The sequence below is a fragment of the Sphingobium sp. FG11 genome (assembly GCF_057809915.1).
This window is the reverse complement of the sequence record NZ_JBMDKW010000006.1, coordinates 39,767-59,119: the sequence shown is the minus strand read 5'-3', so window position 1 is coordinate 59,119 and position 19,353 is coordinate 39,767. Positions and strand designations below refer to the sequence as shown.

18 protein-coding genes and 1 tRNA gene are annotated in these 19,353 nt (G+C 63.2%); 12 read left to right on the top strand and 7 right to left on the bottom strand.

Going from position 1 to position 19,353, the window contains the following annotated elements:
* Nucleotides 1-74: 74 nt before the first annotated feature.
* Both ACODSN_RS07055 and ACODSN_RS07050 read right to left on the bottom strand, forming a co-directional pair.
* Nucleotides 75-371 carry an RNA-binding S4 domain-containing protein gene (locus ACODSN_RS07055; RefSeq protein ID WP_489054207.1) on the bottom strand — a complete coding sequence of 99 codons (297 nt, stop codon included), beginning with the start codon at nt 369-371 and terminating at the stop codon, nt 75-77.
* Nucleotides 364-2,943, bottom strand: coding sequence for a helicase-related protein (locus tag ACODSN_RS07050; protein ID WP_489054205.1), 2,580 nt, complete (start codon nt 2,941-2,943; stop codon nt 364-366). Before ACODSN_RS07050 ends, ACODSN_RS07055 begins: the two co-directional genes overlap by 8 nt.
* A gap of 177 nt (nt 2,944-3,120) precedes the next feature.
* Between ACODSN_RS07050 and ACODSN_RS07045 the strand changes: the two genes are divergently transcribed.
* On the top strand, nt 3,121-4,677 hold the full coding sequence (locus ACODSN_RS07045) for a peptidoglycan DD-metalloendopeptidase family protein (protein ID WP_489054204.1): 1,557 nt from the start codon (nt 3,121-3,123) through the stop codon (nt 4,675-4,677).
* 44 nt (nt 4,678-4,721) lie between these two features.
* Nucleotides 4,722-5,513: a nucleotidyltransferase family protein gene (locus tag ACODSN_RS07040; protein ID WP_489054380.1), complete on the top strand. Its 792-nt coding sequence runs from the start codon at nt 4,722-4,724 to the stop codon at nt 5,511-5,513.
* A gap of 9 nt (nt 5,514-5,522) precedes the next feature.
* Here the strand turns inward: ACODSN_RS07040 and ACODSN_RS07035 are convergent, their stop codons facing one another.
* Entirely contained in the window at nt 5,523-6,680 is a 1,158-nt protein-coding gene (locus ACODSN_RS07035; RefSeq protein WP_489054203.1) for an N-acetyltransferase, read from the bottom strand.
* Between the two features lie 154 nt (nt 6,681-6,834).
* Between ACODSN_RS07035 and ACODSN_RS07030 the strand changes: the two genes are divergently transcribed.
* Entirely contained in the window at nt 6,835-7,902 is a 1,068-nt protein-coding gene (locus ACODSN_RS07030; protein WP_489054201.1) for a fatty acid desaturase family protein, read from the top strand.
* Nucleotides 7,903-7,905: 3 nt separating this feature from the next.
* Here the strand turns inward: ACODSN_RS07030 and lptG are convergent, their stop codons facing one another.
* Both lptG and lptF read right to left on the bottom strand, forming a co-directional pair.
* Nucleotides 7,906-9,006 (bottom strand): LPS export ABC transporter permease LptG, encoded by a 1,101-nt coding sequence (gene lptG, locus ACODSN_RS07025; RefSeq protein WP_489054200.1) that lies wholly within the window; start codon nt 9,004-9,006, stop codon nt 7,906-7,908.
* Between the two features lie 4 nt (nt 9,007-9,010).
* Nucleotides 9,011-10,222: an LPS export ABC transporter permease LptF gene (gene lptF / locus ACODSN_RS07020; RefSeq protein WP_489054379.1), complete on the bottom strand. Its 1,212-nt coding sequence runs from the start codon at nt 10,220-10,222 to the stop codon at nt 9,011-9,013.
* Nucleotides 10,223-10,354: 132 nt separating this feature from the next.
* On the opposite strand from lptF, the gene ACODSN_RS07015 reads away from it, so the two are divergent.
* Nucleotides 10,355-10,849 carry a DUF2141 domain-containing protein gene (locus tag ACODSN_RS07015; RefSeq protein WP_489054199.1) on the top strand — a complete coding sequence of 165 codons (495 nt, stop codon included), beginning with the start codon at nt 10,355-10,357 and terminating at the stop codon, nt 10,847-10,849.
* A 9-nt stretch (nt 10,850-10,858) separates the two neighbouring features.
* Nucleotides 10,859-11,827, top strand: coding sequence for a diacylglycerol/lipid kinase family protein (locus ACODSN_RS07010; RefSeq protein WP_489054197.1), 969 nt, complete (start codon nt 10,859-10,861; stop codon nt 11,825-11,827).
* A gap of 6 nt (nt 11,828-11,833) precedes the next feature.
* Here the strand turns inward: ACODSN_RS07010 and ACODSN_RS07005 are convergent, their stop codons facing one another.
* Nucleotides 11,834-12,709 (bottom strand): class I SAM-dependent methyltransferase, encoded by an 876-nt coding sequence (locus ACODSN_RS07005; RefSeq protein WP_489054196.1) that lies wholly within the window; start codon nt 12,707-12,709, stop codon nt 11,834-11,836.
* A 44-nt stretch (nt 12,710-12,753) separates the two neighbouring features.
* Here ACODSN_RS07005 and ACODSN_RS07000 point away from each other — a divergent pair, with 44 nt between their 5' ends.
* The 5 genes from ACODSN_RS07000 to ACODSN_RS06980 all read left to right on the top strand — a co-directional run bounded on the left by ACODSN_RS07000 (nt 12,754) and on the right by ACODSN_RS06980 (nt 15,473).
* Nucleotides 12,754-13,548 carry a ComF family protein gene (locus tag ACODSN_RS07000; protein ID WP_489054195.1) on the top strand — a complete coding sequence of 265 codons (795 nt, stop codon included), beginning with the start codon at nt 12,754-12,756 and terminating at the stop codon, nt 13,546-13,548.
* Nucleotides 13,549-13,558: 10 nt separating this feature from the next.
* On the top strand, nt 13,559-13,816 hold the full coding sequence (gene grxC / locus ACODSN_RS06995) for a glutaredoxin 3 (protein ID WP_489054194.1): 258 nt from the start codon (nt 13,559-13,561) through the stop codon (nt 13,814-13,816).
* Nucleotides 13,817-13,821: 5 nt separating this feature from the next.
* Nucleotides 13,822-14,652: a carbon-nitrogen hydrolase family protein gene (locus ACODSN_RS06990; RefSeq protein ID WP_489054192.1), complete on the top strand. Its 831-nt coding sequence runs from the start codon at nt 13,822-13,824 to the stop codon at nt 14,650-14,652.
* Nucleotides 14,649-15,125, top strand: a complete 477-nt coding sequence (locus ACODSN_RS06985) for a DUF1178 family protein (protein WP_489054190.1) — start codon at nt 14,649-14,651, stop codon at nt 15,123-15,125. The genes ACODSN_RS06990 and ACODSN_RS06985 overlap by 4 nt, the downstream gene beginning before the upstream one ends.
* 271 nt (nt 15,126-15,396) lie before the next feature.
* Nucleotides 15,397-15,473: transfer RNA gene (locus ACODSN_RS06980), tRNA-Arg, on the top strand.
* Nucleotides 15,474-15,721: 248 nt separating this feature from the next.
* Here the strand turns inward: ACODSN_RS06980 and ACODSN_RS06975 are convergent.
* Nucleotides 15,722-16,936 (bottom strand): aromatic ring-hydroxylating oxygenase subunit alpha, encoded by a 1,215-nt coding sequence (locus tag ACODSN_RS06975; protein WP_489054189.1) that lies wholly within the window; start codon nt 16,934-16,936, stop codon nt 15,722-15,724.
* Between the two features lie 198 nt (nt 16,937-17,134).
* On the opposite strand from ACODSN_RS06975, the gene ACODSN_RS06970 reads away from it, so the two are divergent.
* Entirely contained in the window at nt 17,135-17,749 is a 615-nt protein-coding gene (locus tag ACODSN_RS06970) for a TetR/AcrR family transcriptional regulator (RefSeq protein WP_489054187.1), read from the top strand.
* A gap of 196 nt (nt 17,750-17,945) precedes the next feature.
* The gene (locus ACODSN_RS06965; RefSeq protein ID WP_489054185.1) at nt 17,946-19,331 is read left to right on the top strand and encodes a hypothetical protein; all 1,386 of its coding nucleotides are present in this window, start codon (nt 17,946-17,948) and stop codon (nt 19,329-19,331) included.
* The last annotated feature ends 22 nt before the right edge of the window (nt 19,332-19,353 follow it).

Here is a 19,353-nt window from a genome sequence, read left to right as displayed (position 1 = left end):
GTTACGACAGCGGCGGCCCTGCTATGCCGCGACCGCGCGAACGTCAATGAGGATATTGTTGGCGAACCAAAGCCTCAGCTTGGCGCGCCAAGGGTCAATTCCTCATAGCAGGCCTCAGCCTCGGGTGCCGGCCCGCGCCGCAACGGCAGCGCGACCACCCGGACGACGCGAACCCCGGCAGGGTGAGGGAAGGTGATGAGGTCGCCCGGACGCACCGGCGCATGCGATCGCTCGATGCGTCGACCGTTGAGGCGGATATGCCCATCTTCCGCCAACTTCTGCGCGCCCGACCGGCTTTTGGCGAGCCGGGCAAACCACAGATATTTGTCGATCCGCAGCGAAGGCGCGGTGGCGCCGGGCCGCTCAGCCATTGCGTCCCAGCAGGTCGGCAAGCCCGGCAAAGGCATTGCTGGCTGGCGCTGGCCGCACAGAGGCGGCCCTTGGTGCGGGGTCGCTGCGTCGCGGTCCGGCCTGTTGCTGGGGCGCGCGCGCCTTTTGCCGACCCTTGAAAACCCAGTTGACGCCGCCATCGGCAACGGGTTCGATCGGCCGGAAACCGGCGGCGCGCATCAACTGGAGGAAAGCGGCTTCGCTCAGGCCCAGCGACACGATCTGCGGGCTGAGCGGGGTGAAGGCCTCGCCCTTGGCAATGATCTCATGTGCGGTGCGCGCCATGCGCTCGGCCATGTCGATACGCAGCATCTGCGGCCCGAACGCCCGAAAACCGGCGATCCGCGCGCCCATCTGCTCCTGACCATCACCGGCGGCGATCAGCGTCAGACCCGGCTGCGGCAGCGGCAGGCAGGGCTTGGCGATTCGCGCGGCCAGCAGGACGGAGCGCCAGCGCGCCGCACCGGGCTTCAGGAGGCCCGGATGATAGATATCGAGGACGCCGATATCGATGCCGGCCCGCCTCAGCAGGTGGCGCTGGTCCTTGTCGAGATGGCCGAGCGCCGAATCCAGTTCGGTGCGGGCGATCACGCCCCCCGCGTCGGCCAGTTGCGCGAACACGGCGCGCACGACAGCGGGCGTCTGCACATCTGCGGCGCTCGCGACCATCTTCAGGAGCGGCAAAAGATGCTTTTCCTTCTGCGCCTCGACCCAGGCGGCGAGGCGGGCGGCGATCTGCTTCTGCACATCCTGCCCCAGCGTTAGCAGGGCGCGATCCAGCCGGATTTCAGGCGTCAGCAGCGTCGATCCTGTCAACAGCCCGGCCACGACCTGCCCCTGCCAGCCGATGCCCGGCGCCGATCCCGCCATATCCATGAGCGCGAAATCTTTGTCCTCCGCGCTCAACAATTCGTCAGCCTTCACTCGCAATATCCTTCCCAGGCGCCTTTCCGCCGCAGCCAGCAACATCTTCCGATCGGCCAGCCGGGTAGCGGGATCGACCGAGAATCGAAATCCGTCAAGCCGTCCGATCGTTTCGCCATCCACACAGACCGCGCCGTCGGGTTCGACCGTCACCGGCAGGGTGTCGGCATTCTGGCCCAGATCGCGCAGCAGCACGGCGGTGCGCCGGTCGACGAACCGCTGCATCAGCGCCCCGTGCAGCGCATCGGACAGCTTTTCCTCCAGCGCGCGGGTCCGCTCCGCCATTTCGGCGGGATGCGCCAGCCAGTCGGCGCGGTGCGCGATATAGGCCCATGTCCGCGCGGCGGCGATCCGCCCAGACAGCGTGTCGATGTCGCCCTGCACCGAATCGAGCCGGGCGACAGCCTGTGCGAACCAGTCACGCGGGATATGGCCGTCCCCTTCCGACAGGAAGCGCCAGATTCGGGTGACGGTGCGGGCGTGGTGATCGGCGCCCAGTTTTTGAAAATCGGGCAGGCCACAGGCGGCCCACAGCCGTTCGACCTGCCGGTGGCCGCGCACGCGATCGATGACCAGCGGATCGTCGGCGAGGCGCTTGAGCACGGCCAGGTCCACCGCCTCGGGCGCGGCGCGCAGTTCGGGGCGGTCGGGTCGTTCCTCAAGATCGCCGATCAGCGTGGCGACCGAATCGAAGCGCGGCGCGCCGTCGCGCCAGTAAAGCTGCTCGATCGGGGGAAATCTGTGCGCCTCGATCGCCTCGATCTCCTCCGGGCGAAAGGCGGAATCGCTCTCCTCGCCGCCCAGGCTGCCAAACGTGCCGTCCTTATGGTGCCGCCCGGCGCGGCCGGCGATCTGCGCCATTTCCGCCACCGTCAACCGCCGCGAGCGCCGCCCGTCGAACTTGCGCAGCGACGCGAAGGCGACATGGGCGACGTCGAGATTGAGGCCCATGCCGATCGCATCGGTCGCGACGAGATAATCGACCTCGCCATTGAGGAACATCTGTACCTGCGCGTTGCGCGTGCGCGGGGAAAGCGCGCCCATCACGACGGCCGCACCGCCGCGAAAACGGCGCAGCATCTCGGCCACCGCATAGACTTCTTCGGCGGAGAAAGCGACGATGGCGGAGCGGCGGGGGAGACGGGAAAGCTTCTTCGCACCCGCATAGGACAGGGTGGAAAAGCGCGGCCGGCCGATGATGTCGATGTCGGGCACCAGCGCCTTGACGACCCGGCTGATACTGGCCGAACCCAGGATCATTGTTTCCTCCCGGCCGCGCGCATGCAGCAGACGGTCGGTGAAGATATGGCCCCGTTCCGGGTCAGCGCCGATCTGTGCCTCGTCCAGCGCGACGAAGGCGTAATCCCCCTGTGTCGGCATCGATTCGGCGGTGCAGAGGAAATAGCGCGCATGCGGCGGCACGATCTTTTCCTCGCCGGTAATCAGCGCGACCTGCTCCGGCCCCTTCATCGCCACCACCCGGTCATAGACCTCGCGCGCCAGCAGGCGCAGCGGAAAGCCCATCATGCCGCTCGAATGGCCGCACATGCGCTCTACCGCGAGATGGGTCTTGCCGGTGTTGGTAGGCCCCAGCACGGCGGTAACGGACGGGCGGGCGAACTGGGCCATATCCCGTCTATGTCGGGCATGGCGGCGACGAGGACAAGGGGCTTTGAGGAGGGGAAAACGATGCGCGCGCAGCAGGTGGCGCTATAAGGTCGCTCCGTCGATATTTATTCGACTTTAACCCTATGCCTTCACAACGGTTCGGCTCGACGCGCGGCGCGGGGGCCGTTGCGGCGCGCAATGACAGGATTGCCGGGGGACGCCCGTTTGTTTCAGGAAAGCCAGTTCGACATCCAGCCGGGGGGCGCCGCCGTTTCGCTGTGGATGGCCGACGCGTTACGGCGGGATGTCCCGACCCACCGCGCCGACTGGCGATCGCGCTTCCAGCATTGGGCGCAGGGCGTCGATCTCGTTCCCGATCTTGGCCAGAATGTCGGCACTCTCACATGGTTTCGTGGCTTGGCCACCTGTCTGGGGCTATGCGCCGCCGCGCTCTCGCTTTCGCCCGGCTTTCATGCTTTGCCCGGTGCGCCTGCGCCTTTGCTTGGCAGCGCCCAATATGACGAGGTGCGCAGCCAGATGCTCACGCCGCTCGCACTGGGCGCGGACAGCGGCCGCCGGATGGGATCGACAGACGCCGTCGAACCGCTCCGCGAGACGCCCGAACGCCCGCAGATCGAATTGAACGCGCAGATCGGCAGCAGTGATTCGCTCGGCCGGGCGCTCTCGCGCGCCGGAGTCAGCGGCGATGACGTCGCGACCGTCAACGCGCTGGTGGGCGGCGATATCGCCACCGGGGTCAAGCCAGGCACGCCGCTCGACATCCTGTTGGGGCGCCGGATCAGCCGCGATCGCCCCCGGCCGCTGGATCGGCTCGCATTCCGTGCGCGGCTGGACCTCGGCATCGAAATCAGCCGGGCGGGGGGCGTGCTGCAAGTGAAGCGCTCCGCGATCCGCGTCGATTCGACGCCCTTGCGGATTCAGGGCGTCGTCGGCGACAGCATCTATCGCTCGGCCAGAGCGGCGGGCGCCCCGCCCAAGGCGATCCAGGCATTTCTGCGCGTGATCGCGCAACAGGTCGATCTGGGATCCATCGGGGCCGGGGACCGCTACGACATCGTCACCGGCTATCGCCGCGCCGAAACCGGAGAGGTCGAGGTGGGTGAGTTGCTTTATGCCGGCCTGCGCCGATTGCGCGGCAAGGCGATCGACATGCTTAAATGGACCAGCGGCGATCATAGCGAATGGTATGAGGCGTCCGGCGTCGGCGAACGGCGCGGCGTGCTCTCAGCGCCCGTTGCGGGTCATATTTCGTCGGGTTATGGCATGCGCCGTCACCCGATCCTGGGCTATACCCGCATGCATGCCGGTATCGATTTCGCCGCGCGCTACGGATCGCCCATTTACGCCGTCACCGATGGCGTCGTATCCTATGCCGGTCGCCATGGCGGTCACGGCAATTATGTTCGGATCGAACATGGCGGCGGCATCGCCACCGGCTATGCGCATATGAGCCGGATCGCCGCGATCCCCGGCGAGCATGTGCGACGCGGCCAGGTGATCGGCTATGTCGGATCGAGCGGCCTGTCGACCGGCCCGCATCTCCATTACGAACTGTATCGCGGCGGGCAGACGGTGAATCCGCTCTCGGTCACCTTCACCAGCACGGCGCAACTCGCCGGACGCGATCTCGCCGCATTCCGGGCGCGGTTGGCGGAGCTGAGGGGCCTGCGCGCGGGCTTGCGCGACGGGCCGGTGAAGATCGCCTCGGCGGGGAGCGTCGCTGCCGGCCAATAAGCCGCTTTGCGTAGATGCCTGCGCTCGGCTAACGCCGCCTGATGATGACCCCGGCACCGACTTCCGTGACCGCGCTGCTCCTGGCCGGATCACGGCCTACGCCCGATCCGATCGCGCTCGCCGCCGGCGTGGCGATCAAGCCGCTGGCGCCCGTCGCCGGACAGTCCATGATCAACTGGCCCGCGCGCGCCCTGCTGTCGCACCCCGCCATCGGTCAGGTCGTCATCGTGACGCAGACGCCCGAGCTATTCGCGGCCGATCCCGCGACTGCCTGGCTGGCCGATCATCCGCAGGTGCGGTTCGAACAGAGCGGCGCAGGCATCGCCTCGTCGCTCCTTACGCTTATGGAGCGGACTGACTTTCCGCTGCTGGTGACGACCGCCGACCATGTGCTGCTGGACGGCGCGATGCTCGACCAGTTCGTGCGCGAGGCGAGCGGAGCGGATGTCGCGGTCGCGATGGTGGAGCGCCGTACGCTGGTCGCGCGCTATCCTCATTCGCGCCGGACCTGGCTCAAATTCCGCGACGGCTGGTGGTCGGGCGCGAACATCTTCTGGTTCGGCAGCGCCCGCGCGCGCGATGTGGTCGCTTTGTGGCAGGAAGTGGAGCAGGATCGCAAGAAGGGCTGGAAAATCCTCGCCGCCTTCGGACCGCTGGCCCTTCTTGGCGCGCTGTTGCGGATATCGACGCTGCGCGGCGGGATCGCGCGGGTCGGCCGCCGCTTTGGTCTGACCGCCCGGCTGGTCGCCATGACGCAGGCGGAGGCGTGTATCGACGCCGACAAGCCCGACGATGTGACCTCGATCGAGGCGATCTTGGCGCAGCGCCAGGGCTGACGACAACTCTCAGAGCGGTTTTTCGTATATCTGGTAGATTTTATTGACGCTGCTGCCGATCGCCTCTGCGATGGCGTTCATGCCCTGATTATCCTCCAGCACCCAGCCGATCTCGCTGCGCGTCGCGCCATAGCGAGTGATCGCGGCCTGACGGATGCATTCGATCATCATGAAGGCGAGCTGGCTGGCCATGCGCGAGGATTGCAATCGCTGCACCACGCCCATCAGCGGCACCCGCATCGTGCGCACCTGCGGCTTGCGCAGCCACCAGAGCAGCTTGGCCCAGCCGAAGGGCAGCAGCGAACCGTTGAGCGGCTGGAGCGCTTCGTTCAGGTCGGGCAGGGTCATCATGAACGCCACCGGCTCGCCGTCCAGTTCGGCGACCATGATGAGATCCTCATATACGATCGGCTTCAATTTCTTGCCGGTAAAGGCGATTTCCTCGTCCGTGATCGGAACGAAGCCCCAGTTGCGGCCCCACGCATCGTTGAGGATCGACAGGATCAGCGCCGCTTCCTGATCGAACCGGCTCTTGTCCGCCTTGCGGATGCGGATGCGCGGGTTTTTCTCGCCTGATGCGATGATACGCTGGATCAGCGGCGGGAAGTCTCGCGTGATGTCGAGTTCGTAGGTTTTGAGCTGCTTGACCGGCTGGTAGCCCGCGCCCTCGATCATCGCCTGATAGGCCGGATCGTCATGGCCCATCATCACCGTCGGCGGATGGTCGTGGCCCGAAATCAACAGTCCCGGTTCTTCCCAGATGGACAGAGATATAGGGCCAAGGACTCGCGTCATGCCCTTGTCGCGCAGCCACTGCTCCGCCGCCGCGATCAGCGCCGCGCCCGCCTGCGCATCCTTTGCCTCGAACAGCCCGAAATTGCCGACGCCGGGACCCATGCCCTGTTCCGGCGGCTGGGCAACGGCGAGATGATCGATATGCGCGGCGATGCGCCCCACCACCGCGTCCCCGCGCCTGGCGAGGAAATATTGCGCCGTGGCGTGACCGAAAAAGGGATTTTTCCCCGGCGTGATCAGGTCGCGCGCCTCGCCCTTGAGCGGCGCGACCCAGTTGGGATCATTGGCATAGAGCCGCCACGGCAGATCGACAAAAGCCGCTTTGTCGGCCTTGGATGTCACGGGGGTAATCACCAGATCGCTATGGGCCATGCCAGCCGCCTTTGTTGGGGAAGAAAATAGTGGCTCCATGCGTTTGACGCGTGGCCTGCGATTGTCAATCCGGTGCGATGGGCGGGGGCACTTATGGTAAAGATGTCCCATTGCTGCCACGATTGCAGCGCATTTTCTGTCTAGTCAGGCTCGCATGACCGTTCATGATCCCGTCCTCGCCGCAGCCAGCCGCGCTACGGCTGCTATTCCCGATGATGGCGCGATGCTGCGCGCCGCCGCCGATCTGACCAGGGCGCTTTCGACCGCCAATCCGGCGATCTACTGGCCCGATATGCTGGGTTCGGCGATCATAGGCTGGGGCGCATTGGGCGTGGCGATCATGGCGGAGGGTGCAGCGCTGGCGCTTGCCGCCGGGCTGATGGCTATGCTGGCGCTCTATCGCGCGGCGAGTTTCATCCACGAACTCACCCATATCCGCAAAGGCGCATTGCCCGGCTTCCGCTTCGCCTGGAATGTGGCTGTCGGCATCCCGCTGATGATCCCGTCCTTCATGTATGAGGGCGTGCATACCCAGCATCATGCCCGCACCCGCTATGGCACGGCGGACGACCCGGAATATCTGCCGCTGGCGCTGATGAAGCCCTGGTCGCTGCCCTTGTTCATCCTTGTCGCATCGCTCGCGCCGGTCGGCCTTATCCTGCGCTTTGGCATCCTGACGCCGCTGTCGTTCGTCGTGCCGCCGCTGCGGCGGATCGTGATCGAACAATTGTCGGCGCTGTCGATCAACCCCAGCTATCGCCGTCGCGCGCCGGAGGGCGATTTCGCACGCATGTGGTTGTGGCAGGAGGCGGGCGCCAGCATCGTCGCGCTGATGCTGGTCGGCAGTGTGTTCCTGTTCGGCTGGAAGCCGCTGCTCGCCTATATGGCGGTGCATTCGGCGATGACCGTCATCAATCAGTTGCGCACGCTTGTCGCCCATCTCTGGGAAAATGAGGGTGAGGCGATGACCGTGACGGCGCAATATCTCGATTCGGTTAATGTGCCGCCGCCAGCTTTGCTCGCGCCATTATGGGCACCTGTGGGCCTTCGCTACCACGCGCTGCATCATCTGCTGCCGAGCGTACCCTATCATAATCTGGCGCCCGCGCACCGGCAGCTGATCGCAACGCTCGAAGCGGCGTCGCCCTATCATCGCGGCAATTATGCGGGAATGTTTCCCCTGGTCGGCAAGATTGCGCGGAGCACGATGGGTCTGCGCTGACGCCTATTCCTCGGTTCGGAACAACACCGTCTCGCCGACGAGCAGGAACAGGAAAAACGGCGCCCAGGCGGCGAGGAAGGGCGGGTAAGCGCCCAGATTGCCCATGGCGAGCGAGAAATTATCGGCGACGAAATAGGCGAAGCCGAGCGCCATGCCCAAAACCGCGCGTATGAACAGATGCCCCGAGCGCGCGAGGCCGAACGCCGCGACCGACCCCAGGATCGGCATCAGCAGCGCCGACAGCGGGCTGGACAATTTGTGCCACAGGCTCGCTTCCAGTTCGGCGGTGGGCCGGCCCGCATCGTGCAGATTGGAAATCGCCCATCGCAACTCGCTGAAGGTCAGGGCGTCGGGATCGACCTTGGCCAGCGTGAACTGATCGGGCCGGATATCATGGCCGAAATGGACGGTGCCCAGATTGCGAGACGTGCCCCGCGCAACGTCGAACTGGCTGGCATTTTCCATCACCCAGCTTTTCGTCGCCGCCTCATAATGGCCGCGCGGCGCCTGTATGATGGTGGTCAGGCTGTTGCCGGCGCGGTTGAAGATTTCCACCTTGCGCAACTGGACGTTGGTGCCTCGGCCCGCCACGATCGCGGCGGTCACGAGATTATTGCCGTCCAGTACCCAGGGGTTCGCCTTGACCCCGCTATCGCGCGGTATGGGGCCATAATCCACCGCCTGCCAGGCATTCAGCGACGCCGTCGATCGCGCCACCACCCGTTCGTTGAAGGCATAGCTGATGATCGCCACGCCCAGCGCCGAAGCAACCAGCGGCGCGAGAATCTGATGCGCGGACAGGCCCGCCGCTTTCATGGAAACGATCTCGCTATTCTGGTTGAGCGAGGCGAGCATGATGAGCGTGCCGAGCAGCACGGAAAAAGGCAGGAATCGGGCAATGATCTGAGGCACGCGCAGGCCCACATAATGCCATAATTGGGCGTCGCCATTGCCGGGATAGGCCAGCACATCGCCCGAATTGCCGAGCAGGTCGAGCGTCTGGAGCACGATCACCAGCATCGCCAGCACCGCAAAGGTGCGGGTGAGGAACATGCGCGCCATGTACCAGCTGATCTGGCGGGAGGGGAAAAAGTCGAACTGCATGGGTTCAGGCCGCTCCTTGCCGGCCGGCGCCGAGCCGTGGAAGCCAGCGCAGCAGGCGACCGGCTTGCTTGCCGAGCTTGGCAAAGGCGATTTCCAGCGCGCCGATCGGCTGGCCGCCGGGCCGATGGGCGACGACATGGTACATCCAGAAGATCAGGCCCGACACCAGGAGGAAGGGTCCCCATAGCGCGATCACCGGATCGATCTTGCCCAGCGCGCCGACGCCTTCGCCATATTGGTTGATCTTGTGATAGGTCACGATGAAGACGATCGAGACAAAGACGCCAAGGGCCGAGGTCGATCGTTTGGGCGGGATGGCGAAGGCGAGCGCCGCCAGCGGCAATAGCATCATCATCACAACTTCCACCATGCGGAAATGGAAGTTCGCGCGGATCTCCTGGCGAAGCTTGGGCGGGGTTGCAGGGTCGCGGCCCACCATGACCAGTTCGGGAATCGTCTTTTCCCGATCGACGTCGCGCCCGCGGAAATTTTCGATCTGCGGCAGGTCGATGGGGAGGTCGTGGCTGGAGAAGGAGAGGATTCGCGGCGTCTTATATTTGGGCGCGTCGTTGACCAGCACGCCGTCACGCAGCCGGAAAATGATAGTGTCGGGGTCATCGGTCGCAAGGAATTCGCCGCGCGCTGCCGTCACCGCGAGCGTTTGCCCATTCTTGCCAAGCGCCCGGACGAAAATGCCCTGGAGATTGCGCCCTTCATCCAGGCTGCGTTCGATCCGCATTGTCATCCGCTTGCCAAGGCTGGTGAACTCGCCGACCTTGATCGAAGCGCCGAGCGCGCCAGAGCGCAACTCGAATCGCAGCGCTTCATAGGCGTGGCGCGACAGGGGCTGGACGAAGCCGACAATGCCGAAATTGACCAGCGCGAGCGCGATCGCATACATATAGGGCACGCGCAGCAGCCGCCCGTAGGAGAGGCCGACCGCGCGCATCACATCCAGTTCCGACGACAAGGCCAGCTTGCGGAAGGCGAGCAGAATGCCAAGCATCAGGCCGGTCGGAATGCCGAGCGAGAGATATTCGGGCAGCATGTTGGCGAGCATCCGCCACACCACGCTGACAGGTCCCCCCTCCGCCGCGACGAAATCGAACAGGCTGAGCATCTTGTCGAGCACCAGCAGCATCGCGGCGATCACCAGCGTCCCCATCATGGGCACGGCGATCAGGCGGGCGAGATATCGGTCGGTGGCGGTCAGCATTTCAATATGTGGTCGTTCCATCACCATGTTTTGGCCGCAAACCCATCCCATAGAAGAATGAGGTTAAAGCTGCGGGGCGAACAGGGGCTCGCCGTCCGATTGGTTCTGGCGGCTATAGCTTCACGGGATGGGATGGTCATGTTGAAAGTTGCATTGGGTCTGATGTCGTTGGGGGTCTTGTTCGCCGCCACCCCGGCATTGGCCCAGGGTCATGAAATCGCCAACGATATGGATCGTTGCAGCACATCTGCCAAAGGACCGGCGGTGCTGGTCGATGTGCGCGGCTTCGTCGCGCCTACCGGCACGGTCCGTGTCCAATCCTATCCCGCCACGCGGGCCGCCTGGCTCGCCAAGGGCGAATGGCTTGACCGGATCGATACGGCGGTGCGGCCGAGCAATGGCGAGATGCGTTTCTGCATGCCGGTGCCCGGTGCCGGCCGCTATGGCATCGCCGTGCGCCACGATCGCGACGGCAATGGCAAGACCGATATTTCCCGCGACGGCGGCGGCTTTTCCAACAATCCGGGGATCAGCATCTTCAATCTGGGCAAGCCATCGGTGGAAAAGGCCGCATTCTATGCGGGGCCGGGCGTGACCAAAATCACCATCACCCTCAAATATATGTGATTTGAAAAAATGGTCTGTGTCGCGCTCCTGTCCAACCCCAAATCCACGGGCAATCGCCAGACCCTTCCGCGTGTGCGCAGCTATTGCGCCAGCAACCCGGACATTTTCCACTATGAGGTGGAACATGTCGATCAGATCGGTCGCGCGCTTCAGACGATCGCGCGGGTCGGTCCCGCCGTCATCGTCATCAACGGCGGCGACGGCACGGTACAGGCGGCGCTGACCGAACTCTATCAGGGCGAGCATTTTCAGGGTCGCGTGCCGCCGATAGCGGTGCTGCCTAATGGCAAGACCAACCTGATCGCGCTCGACCTTGGCATTCACGGCGATCCGATCAAGGCGCTGGCCCGGATCGTGGAAATCGCCAAGACGGGCGTCGACGATCATGTCGTCGCGCGTGAGCTGATCGCTCTGTCCGACGGCCATGTCGATTCGCGCCCCGTGCTGGGCATGTTTTTGGGGGGCGCCGGTCTGGCGGACTATATCCTCTATTGCCGCAACCAGATTTATCCGCTGGGCCTGTCCAACGGCCTTAGCCATTTCCTGACCGCGCTGGCCGTGCTGGCGTCGGTGATGTTCGGGATTCGTGCCCGATTCCTGCCGCCCTCTACGCGGCCGGTACGGATTTCGCTGATCCGCGACGGGCAGCTGGTCGGGCGCTTTTCGGTGCTGATCGTCACGACGCTGGAACGGCTGCTGCTGGGCACGCGGCCGGGGCATAGCCAACGCGGCAATATGAAGCTGATGGCGGTGGACCAGAGCGCACCCGCCTTGCTGCGTCTGGTCTGGGCCAGCCTGTTCCGTCGCATGGGCAAGGGCAAGATGCAGGGCATCCACCTGGAACAGGGTGACACGATTCGTATCGAGGGCGACCGCAGCAGCGTGATCCTCGACGGCGAACTGTTTGAAGCGGCGGAGGGCCGCCCGATCGTGCTGCGCTCCACCGATCCGGTGCCGTTCCTGCGCCTCGCCGCCTGACGCGGATCAGTTTCCGGGTGCGTCCTTCCCCTTGAGCGCCTGTGCCAGCGAAACCGTCGCGCTGCCCCGCCGTGCGGGCTTTGCCTGACTGGGATCGGGCTTCCATCCACTGAGATAGACGATCGCCAGTCGCTCGGCGGTGCGTCCGTCCGGGTCTGCCGCAGCCGAAAAATGGGCAGCCGCCGCCATCAGCGCATCGCGCCGGATCATGGGCGGTCGGGACGCAAGCGCATTGCCGCCGCCCATCCCGCGCAGATCCCGCATCAATGCGAACATGTCGCCGTAGCGCACGGTCAGCGTCTCGCCATCCGCCACCGGCATGGCGAAACCGGCGCGGGCCAGAAGGTCGCCTGCCGAACGCACGTCCACCTGTGGATGGATATGCTGGGCCGCGCGATCGCCTTCACCCGCCATCAGCGCGGCGCGCAAGCGTGGCAGGCTGCCCGCCCCCGCGAAAGCCGCCAGCATCAGCCCGTCGGCCTTGAGCACGCGGCGGATCAGGATGAGCGCGCCGGGCAGGTCGTTCACGCTGTCGAGCGTCCCGCATGCCAGCACGAGATCGAAACTGTCGTCGGCAAAGGGCAGGGCGTCCTCGTCCGCCTGGACGCCCGCCGCCGCGCGCGCCGCCGCATAGCTCGGATCGACGCAGATCACCTGCTTGCCCAACGCCTCCAGCGCAGCCTTCGCGCTGCCGTCGGGGCACCCGATCACCAGCGCACGCGGCAAATCGCGCCGCACATCGGCAAGGCGATCCAGCAACTCGTCCAGCATGGCGCGGTACAGGAAATCATGATCGGGGAAGCGCGCCAACATGCGATCCCGGCGCAACGCGCGCAGCCTGCGGTCGAAAATGTCGGGCCTGTCGGGTGGGGCACTGTTCATGCCGGCCTTGTGCATGGCACGGGAAGCAGGGACAAGGGCCGATCATGACGCTCGTCCAGATCCTGCGTTCGGCCATCGGCCCGGCCGTCGATTATGCGCTGCCGCCGCGCTGCCCCGGTTGCGGCGCGATCGTGGCGGCGGACGACGCCTTCTGCCTCGCCTGCTGGTCGGGCATGCGCTTTCTTGGCGCGCCTTGCTGCGCAGGCTGCGGCCTGCCGTTCGATCATGATATGGGCGCGGGCGCACTATGCGGCGCCTGCCTGGCCGACCGGCCGCCGTTCGATAGCGCGCGGGCGGTGCTCGCCTATGGCGATGTCGCGCGCACGGTCGCGCTTCGGCTCAAATATGGGCGGCGGCTGGGGCTGGCGCGGCTGATCGCGCGACATATGGCGCGGCATGTTCCCGTGGACATGGACGCAGGTGCGTTGATCGTGCCGGTGCCGCTCCACCGCTGGCGCTTGTGGTGGCGGGGGTTCAACCAGTCTGCGCTGATCGCGGATCATCTCGGGCGGCTGTCGGGCCTGCCCGTGGACAAGCTGGCGCTCGCCCGCACCCGGCGGACGCAGCCCTTGCGCGACCTCAACCCCCGAATGCGGGCGCGGGTGGTGAAGGGCGCCTTCGCGCTCGCGCCCGGTCATATGGTCAGGGGCCGGTCGATCCTGCTGATCGACGATGTCCATACCAGCGGTTCGACCGCCGCCGCCTGCGCCCGCACCCTCAAGCGGGGTGGAGCGGCAAGCGTGCATCTGCTCTGCTGGGCGCGCGCCTTGCCGCATCTTGACGAGCCGGTGATTGACAAAAACGCACCCGCGCCCAATTTCGCTGACATAAAGGAGTGACGAAACCATCATGGCGAAGGTCGAAATCTATACGAAGCCGTTTTGCGGCTATTGCGCGCGGGCAAAGGCGCTGCTGAACGAGAAGGGCGTCGCCTTCGAGGAATATGATATCGGCATGGGCGGTCCCAAGCGGACGGAAATGCTGGAGCGCGCCAATGGCGGCAGCACCGTGCCGCAAATCTTCATCGACGGTCGCCATATCGGCGGCAGCGACGATATGGCGACGCTCGACCGGAGGGGTGCTCTGGACCCGTTGCTCGGATTTTGACCGGGATGCGCGCGGCGATCTTTCAGATGACGAGCGGGATCGATCCAGCCGCCAACGCCGCCGCCATCACGGAAATGGCAGCGCGGGCGAAGGGGCAGGGCGCGGATATGCTCTTCACCCCCGAAATGGCCGGCTATCTCGACCGTGATCGCGGGCGGGCGGCGGCGACTCTGTGTACCGAGGCGGAGGATGCTGTGCTGGCCGCCGTGCGGGAGGCCGCCGCGAAGCTAGGCCTGTGGGTGCATATCGGATCGTTGCCGCTCAAGGATGAACGCAGCGACGGCCGCTGGGCCAATCGCAGCTTCATGATCGATGACAGCGGCGCGATCCGCGCGCGTTATGACAAGATCCATCTGTTCGACGTGGATCTGGCGACCGGCGAAAGCTGGCGGGAATCGGCCGTCTATGGTCCGGGCGATCGGGCCGTCGCGGTCGATACGCCCTGGGCGCGTATGGGCCTTTCCGTCTGTTATGACATGCGCTTCCCCGATCTTTACCGCACACTGACCGATGCCGGGGCGAGCGTGCTGCTCGCGCCTGCCGCCTTCACTGTCCCGACCGGGCAGGCGCATTGGCATGTCCTGCTGCGCGCCCGTGCGATCGAGGCAGGCTGCTTCGTCATCGCCGCAGCGCAGTCGGGCGACCATGCCGACGGACGCAGCACCTATGGTCACAGCCTCGTCGTCGACCCATGGGGCGAAATCCTGCTCGATATGGAGGAGGGTGCGGGGCTTGCGCTTGCCGATCTCGACTTTTCGCGCGTAGAGGAAGTGCGTGGGCGCGTGCCCGCCATCGCCAACCGGCGGGCCATTCCCAGGGACGTGTTGCTGACGTGATCGTGTTCGACCTTAAATGCCAGGCCCAAGGCCATATATTCGAAGGCTGGTTCGGCTCCGGCGCGGATTATGAGCAGCAACTGGCGCGCGGCCTGCTCGTCTGTCCGCTGTGCGGCGATGCGGAGGTGGGTAAGGCGGTAATGGCCCCGGCTGTCGCGGCCAAGAGCAATAGCCGGTCATCGAAGCACGCGGTCGCGCCCCAGCCGTCCAGCGCGGTAGCCACCGGAGGCGACGAGGGACGCATGCAGGCGCTGATGGAAGGATTGGCGCAGGCCCAGAAGAAAGCGCTCGAAGGATCGACCTGGGTCGGACGCGGTTTCGCCGAACAGGCGCGCGCAATGCATTATGGCGAACAGCCGCGCCAGGGCATCCATGGCGAGGTGGCCCCGCAGGAGGCCAAGGCCCTGATCGCCGAAGGTGTCGAGTTCGCACCGCTGCCCTTTCCCGTGGTCCCCCCCGAAGCGAAGAATTGACCGCCGCACCTGCGGCCACAAAATAGATCTATGACTACCTTCAGGCTGCTTGGCTTTGAATGAATGAGCAGCGACATAGTATCGAAGAATCTAGCAGAAACCGCAGTGAAGAACGCGAAGGCGGTGCCGGAGACGCAATCTGCGAATGCGATATCCGCGAACGGGATTAAGGAGATGGCGTCCGGCCTCTATGCGGGACGGCCTCTCTAAAGCATGGGCTTGCCGATATTGATGGACGCAGGCTCAGGCCGAAGATATTGACCCATTTAGTGGTCCCATAGCTCAGCCGGATAGAGCGCAAAATTCCTAATTTTGAGGCCAGTGGTTCGAATCCACTTGGGATCACCACCTTATCCATTCCCTGTCTGAATGCACGAAAGCTGGATGCTGGGCCAAGCCGGAACGTTGAAGCTGGTTCCAGCGCGTCGGACCACAGATATTTGCGGGTCAAACTAAGTCAGTCCATGTCGATCACTCCGAGACTCTCCGACTGGCAGCCGGACGAGAGGGAGACACGGGTCATATCTCAATGCAGCTCAAAACGCTGAATAACAAACCGAGGCCCTGAGTCCGCAGACTCAGAGCCTGGCGCTGTCTTATAATTTCGAGCTTTGGTGCGAGGGTTCATCGCCCAAGGCGTGGCGCAATGTCCGATGGAGGTGATGAATCGCGATTTCATTGCGTCCGATCGTAAGATGGTCCTGCGCGCCAGATCGCAATGTTTGTTGAGCGCCTTGCACGACCGGATAATCTTCCTCGCGAACGGTGTTGTGGGTCATCGTGGACCAGTGCCGTGTCTCTTCTTCGATCGGTGTGCCGACGAAGTCGGTGCTGACCACAGTGCGCGAGATGGTTATCGATGTTTCCGGGCTATCGCCGGGCAGCACCTGATTGATGAAAATCCGTTCTACAGGTTCAACTCCGGCCTCTCGTTCGCTCGAAAAAGCCGTGTCACTCGCAAAAGCAAAAAATGTGGTGGGGAAACAGGTGAAGGCGAGTTGTACATAGCGCTTCAGATCGCTGGTCGATGATGGATCACATTTATCGATACCCAGAACCGGGGTTAAGAACTGGTTGTGAAGACCCAGCCTGTCAAACTTGAGCACATTGGGAATGACAAAACTGCCGAAGCTCTTCGCGTGCAGGCTGATAAAATGATAGGATTCGCAATAACCTTCGAATGCCAGCTTCCAGTTCGCCGCGGGTAGCTCGATCTGGTTTACAACCTGGAATCGATCCAGGCGACATTTCTCCAGAAGCTCGGTCATCTGTGGCCCCAGATATTCGTCGAGGCCAAGCGGTATGCCGGGGGTCAGCATACCCCAGATCAGGCCCGCGCGTTCTTCCACGGCCAGTTCGGTCAGACCGTGGCAGTTCTTATCGACGTCCCCGAAGATCCGGTTTTCGGGCAAGGCCAGAAGTTTTCCGTCCAACCCATATGTCCAGGCATGGTAGATACAGGTAAAACGCGGCTGCTTGCCCTTTCCTTCCTCCATCACCTTGGCGCCGCGGTGTCGGCAGGCGTTGATGAACAGCCGTACCTCACCCGATTTCAAACGGGTCAGGAGCATCGGCACACCCAGCCGGGTCATGGCCCAATAGCTGCCCGGCTCGGGCAGCTCGCTCGACAATGCAAGCATCATCGGTGTCGTTTGAAGGAACTTGACTTCGCGTTCCCAACGTTCGCGATCCGTGTAATCCGTCACGGGGACCTTGAGGATATCGGGCGCGAGCGTCGGTTCCTTGCGCGCGACCAATGCCATGATCTCATCATAGTGGGTGCGCAACTCTGCGTGTTCAAAACCAATCATCCTTGCACCTCATCCTTTTGTCCAATGCGCCTTTGGCGGGCATCGGGTTCCGATTGTCGATTGAATGGCCGAAGCAGGTCGTCGAGTCAACCAAATAGAGTGATCGCTCACTTTAATATCATAGTTTTGTTTCCTCCGGGGAATCTGTAAGGCTTCCAGCTTGAGAGTTCGTCGCAACGCATGATGTGGAAGGTGATAATGGCACAATCGCCGACAGTGGCACTGAGACGGGAAGAGCGTCTAAAATCTCGCAGGACTCAAATTCTCGACGCCGCGCGCGCCTGCGTCATAGCCGAGGGTTTCCACGCAGCAACGATAAGCCGTATCTGCGCCGAAGCCTCGATGAGTGTCGGGCATCTCTATAAAATATTCGAGAGCAAGGAGGCGATCATGATCGCTCTCACGGAGCGCGATTTTGAAGAGTTCATGTTGCACATCACTCATCCGGATAAACTTGGAAATCTGAGTATCGACGCCCTTATTGATCGATACCTCAATGATGTGCCCTGGCTGCTTGACTATGACCGGGCCGCGCTCGCGCAGGAAGTCCTGGCCGAAGCGGCCCGCAACCCCAGAGTGGCCGAACTGGTTGCGCGCGTCGACGACCGTTTCAGGAATGCAATCCGCACGATTGTGAAGCCGGTGTTCGCAGGTCTTACAGAAAGCGAAGTCGACGGGCGTATCGAGACGCTGCTGGTGATGACTAGAGCCTTGTCGCTTCATGCGAGTACTCATCCGGCCAGCGACCCCGGAATACTTGCCCCCGGATTTGAAGTGGCGCTGCGGGCTGTGCTCTCGCCGCCGCAGGCTTGAGGCGATCAAAGCGGCCGGTGCGCCAGACGGTTGCGGGGTCCTCGACCTTTGGAGAGAAATCATCCTCCCCTTCAGCGTGACCTTCGGGCAGTAAGAGTCTGTTTGGAATGAATAATAGGGCACCTGTAAAGAGGCATTAATTCTGCGAAATATGTATAATCTTCTCAGTAAATGAATAAAAATAAAGGAGATGGTGATGCTTAATGTTAAAAAAATCCCGATTCATTCATTCATGATATTAATTTATACTTTTGCTATTTTCGGAGCGGGAATCTCTGGCTCTGCATCCGCCGATACAGGCGGAGTTTCGCCTGATCGGCCTTTGGCTACCCCACGACAATATAAGATAGAGGAAACGGCGAACAGGATTCTTCGGACGCCTCAGATGCGGGAAACGATGGAGGAAGTAAGGCGGCGGTTGCTTGCAACGCCGCCGGCAGGATCGGAGGCTGCTCGACAGACGCTGCAACAGATGGTGTCTGAAACGGCTCTGTTTGCGACTTTGACAGCGGCCAGCGTCGACCCGCAAAATCCCGGTCTCGTGTGGAATATCGCTGCTTCCAGAGAATGGTTAGGGCACTCCGTACCCGGTTCCCGGTTCGCCTTTGATAATCCGGATAATGTCTACCGCTACGCAATCATTGATGACGCATCGACTTATGTTCTCGATGCGCGATCAAACGGGCCTGCTGGTCGATTGACCGTCACGGTCTACAAAGCGTTTGTCGGGGCGCAAACGACGAATTGGGGGCGGGCTGTTGCCTCGGCGGACGAGCAACGGATCAAATTCGATGGCCAAGGCAAAACGCGGATCACGATCGGGCCGGTCGATCCGCATGACGGCACGCTTTACCTGAACTCGGGGGGCGGTCGTATGTTGCTGGTGCGAGAGGCCGTATATGATTGGCAGACGCAGCGGCCCCGTGCCATGTCTCTCAAAAGGGTTTCCGGGCCGAAGGCGCACTCGCTGACGTTCGATGAAAGCGTTGCGACCGCGAAAGACTATCTGCTAGCGGCGACGCAGACCGTTATCGATCAGGAAAGGACCTACAGTCCCCTGCCTGTCAACGGCTTCTCGTCAGTTGCACGGGGATTTGGTAAATCGATGATCAGCATGGGGCGATTTCATATCGCGAATGATGAGGCGCTCATTGTGAACATCCGGTCGCAGTCAGCGGAATATATCGGAACCACGGTGACATCGCCCTGGCTGATTACGCGCGATTATATCGACCATTCGGGCAGCCGGACGAACAGGCAGTCGCATCAGAATCCGGACGGCTCTTACACCTATATTGTGAGCAGCCGGGATCCTGGCGTCGCGAACTGGCTGGATACAGGTGGTCTGCTTGACGGCGGCATGACATTACGCTGGGAGGGAATGAATGCGCCGGAGGTCAATCCGAATGATGCTGTAACGAGCGTCAAGCGCGTCAAGTTTAGTGATCTTCGTGCGGAGCTTCCATCCGGATTTCCTGCTGTCAGCGCTACGGAACGAGCAGCCGAAATGGCGAATCGCCGGACGAGCTATGAGAGCCGCTGCGGAGTCCCTTGCCGGACTGACGCAGGTTCGGGCCATTGACCTGATGGCCTGCTACCGGCTT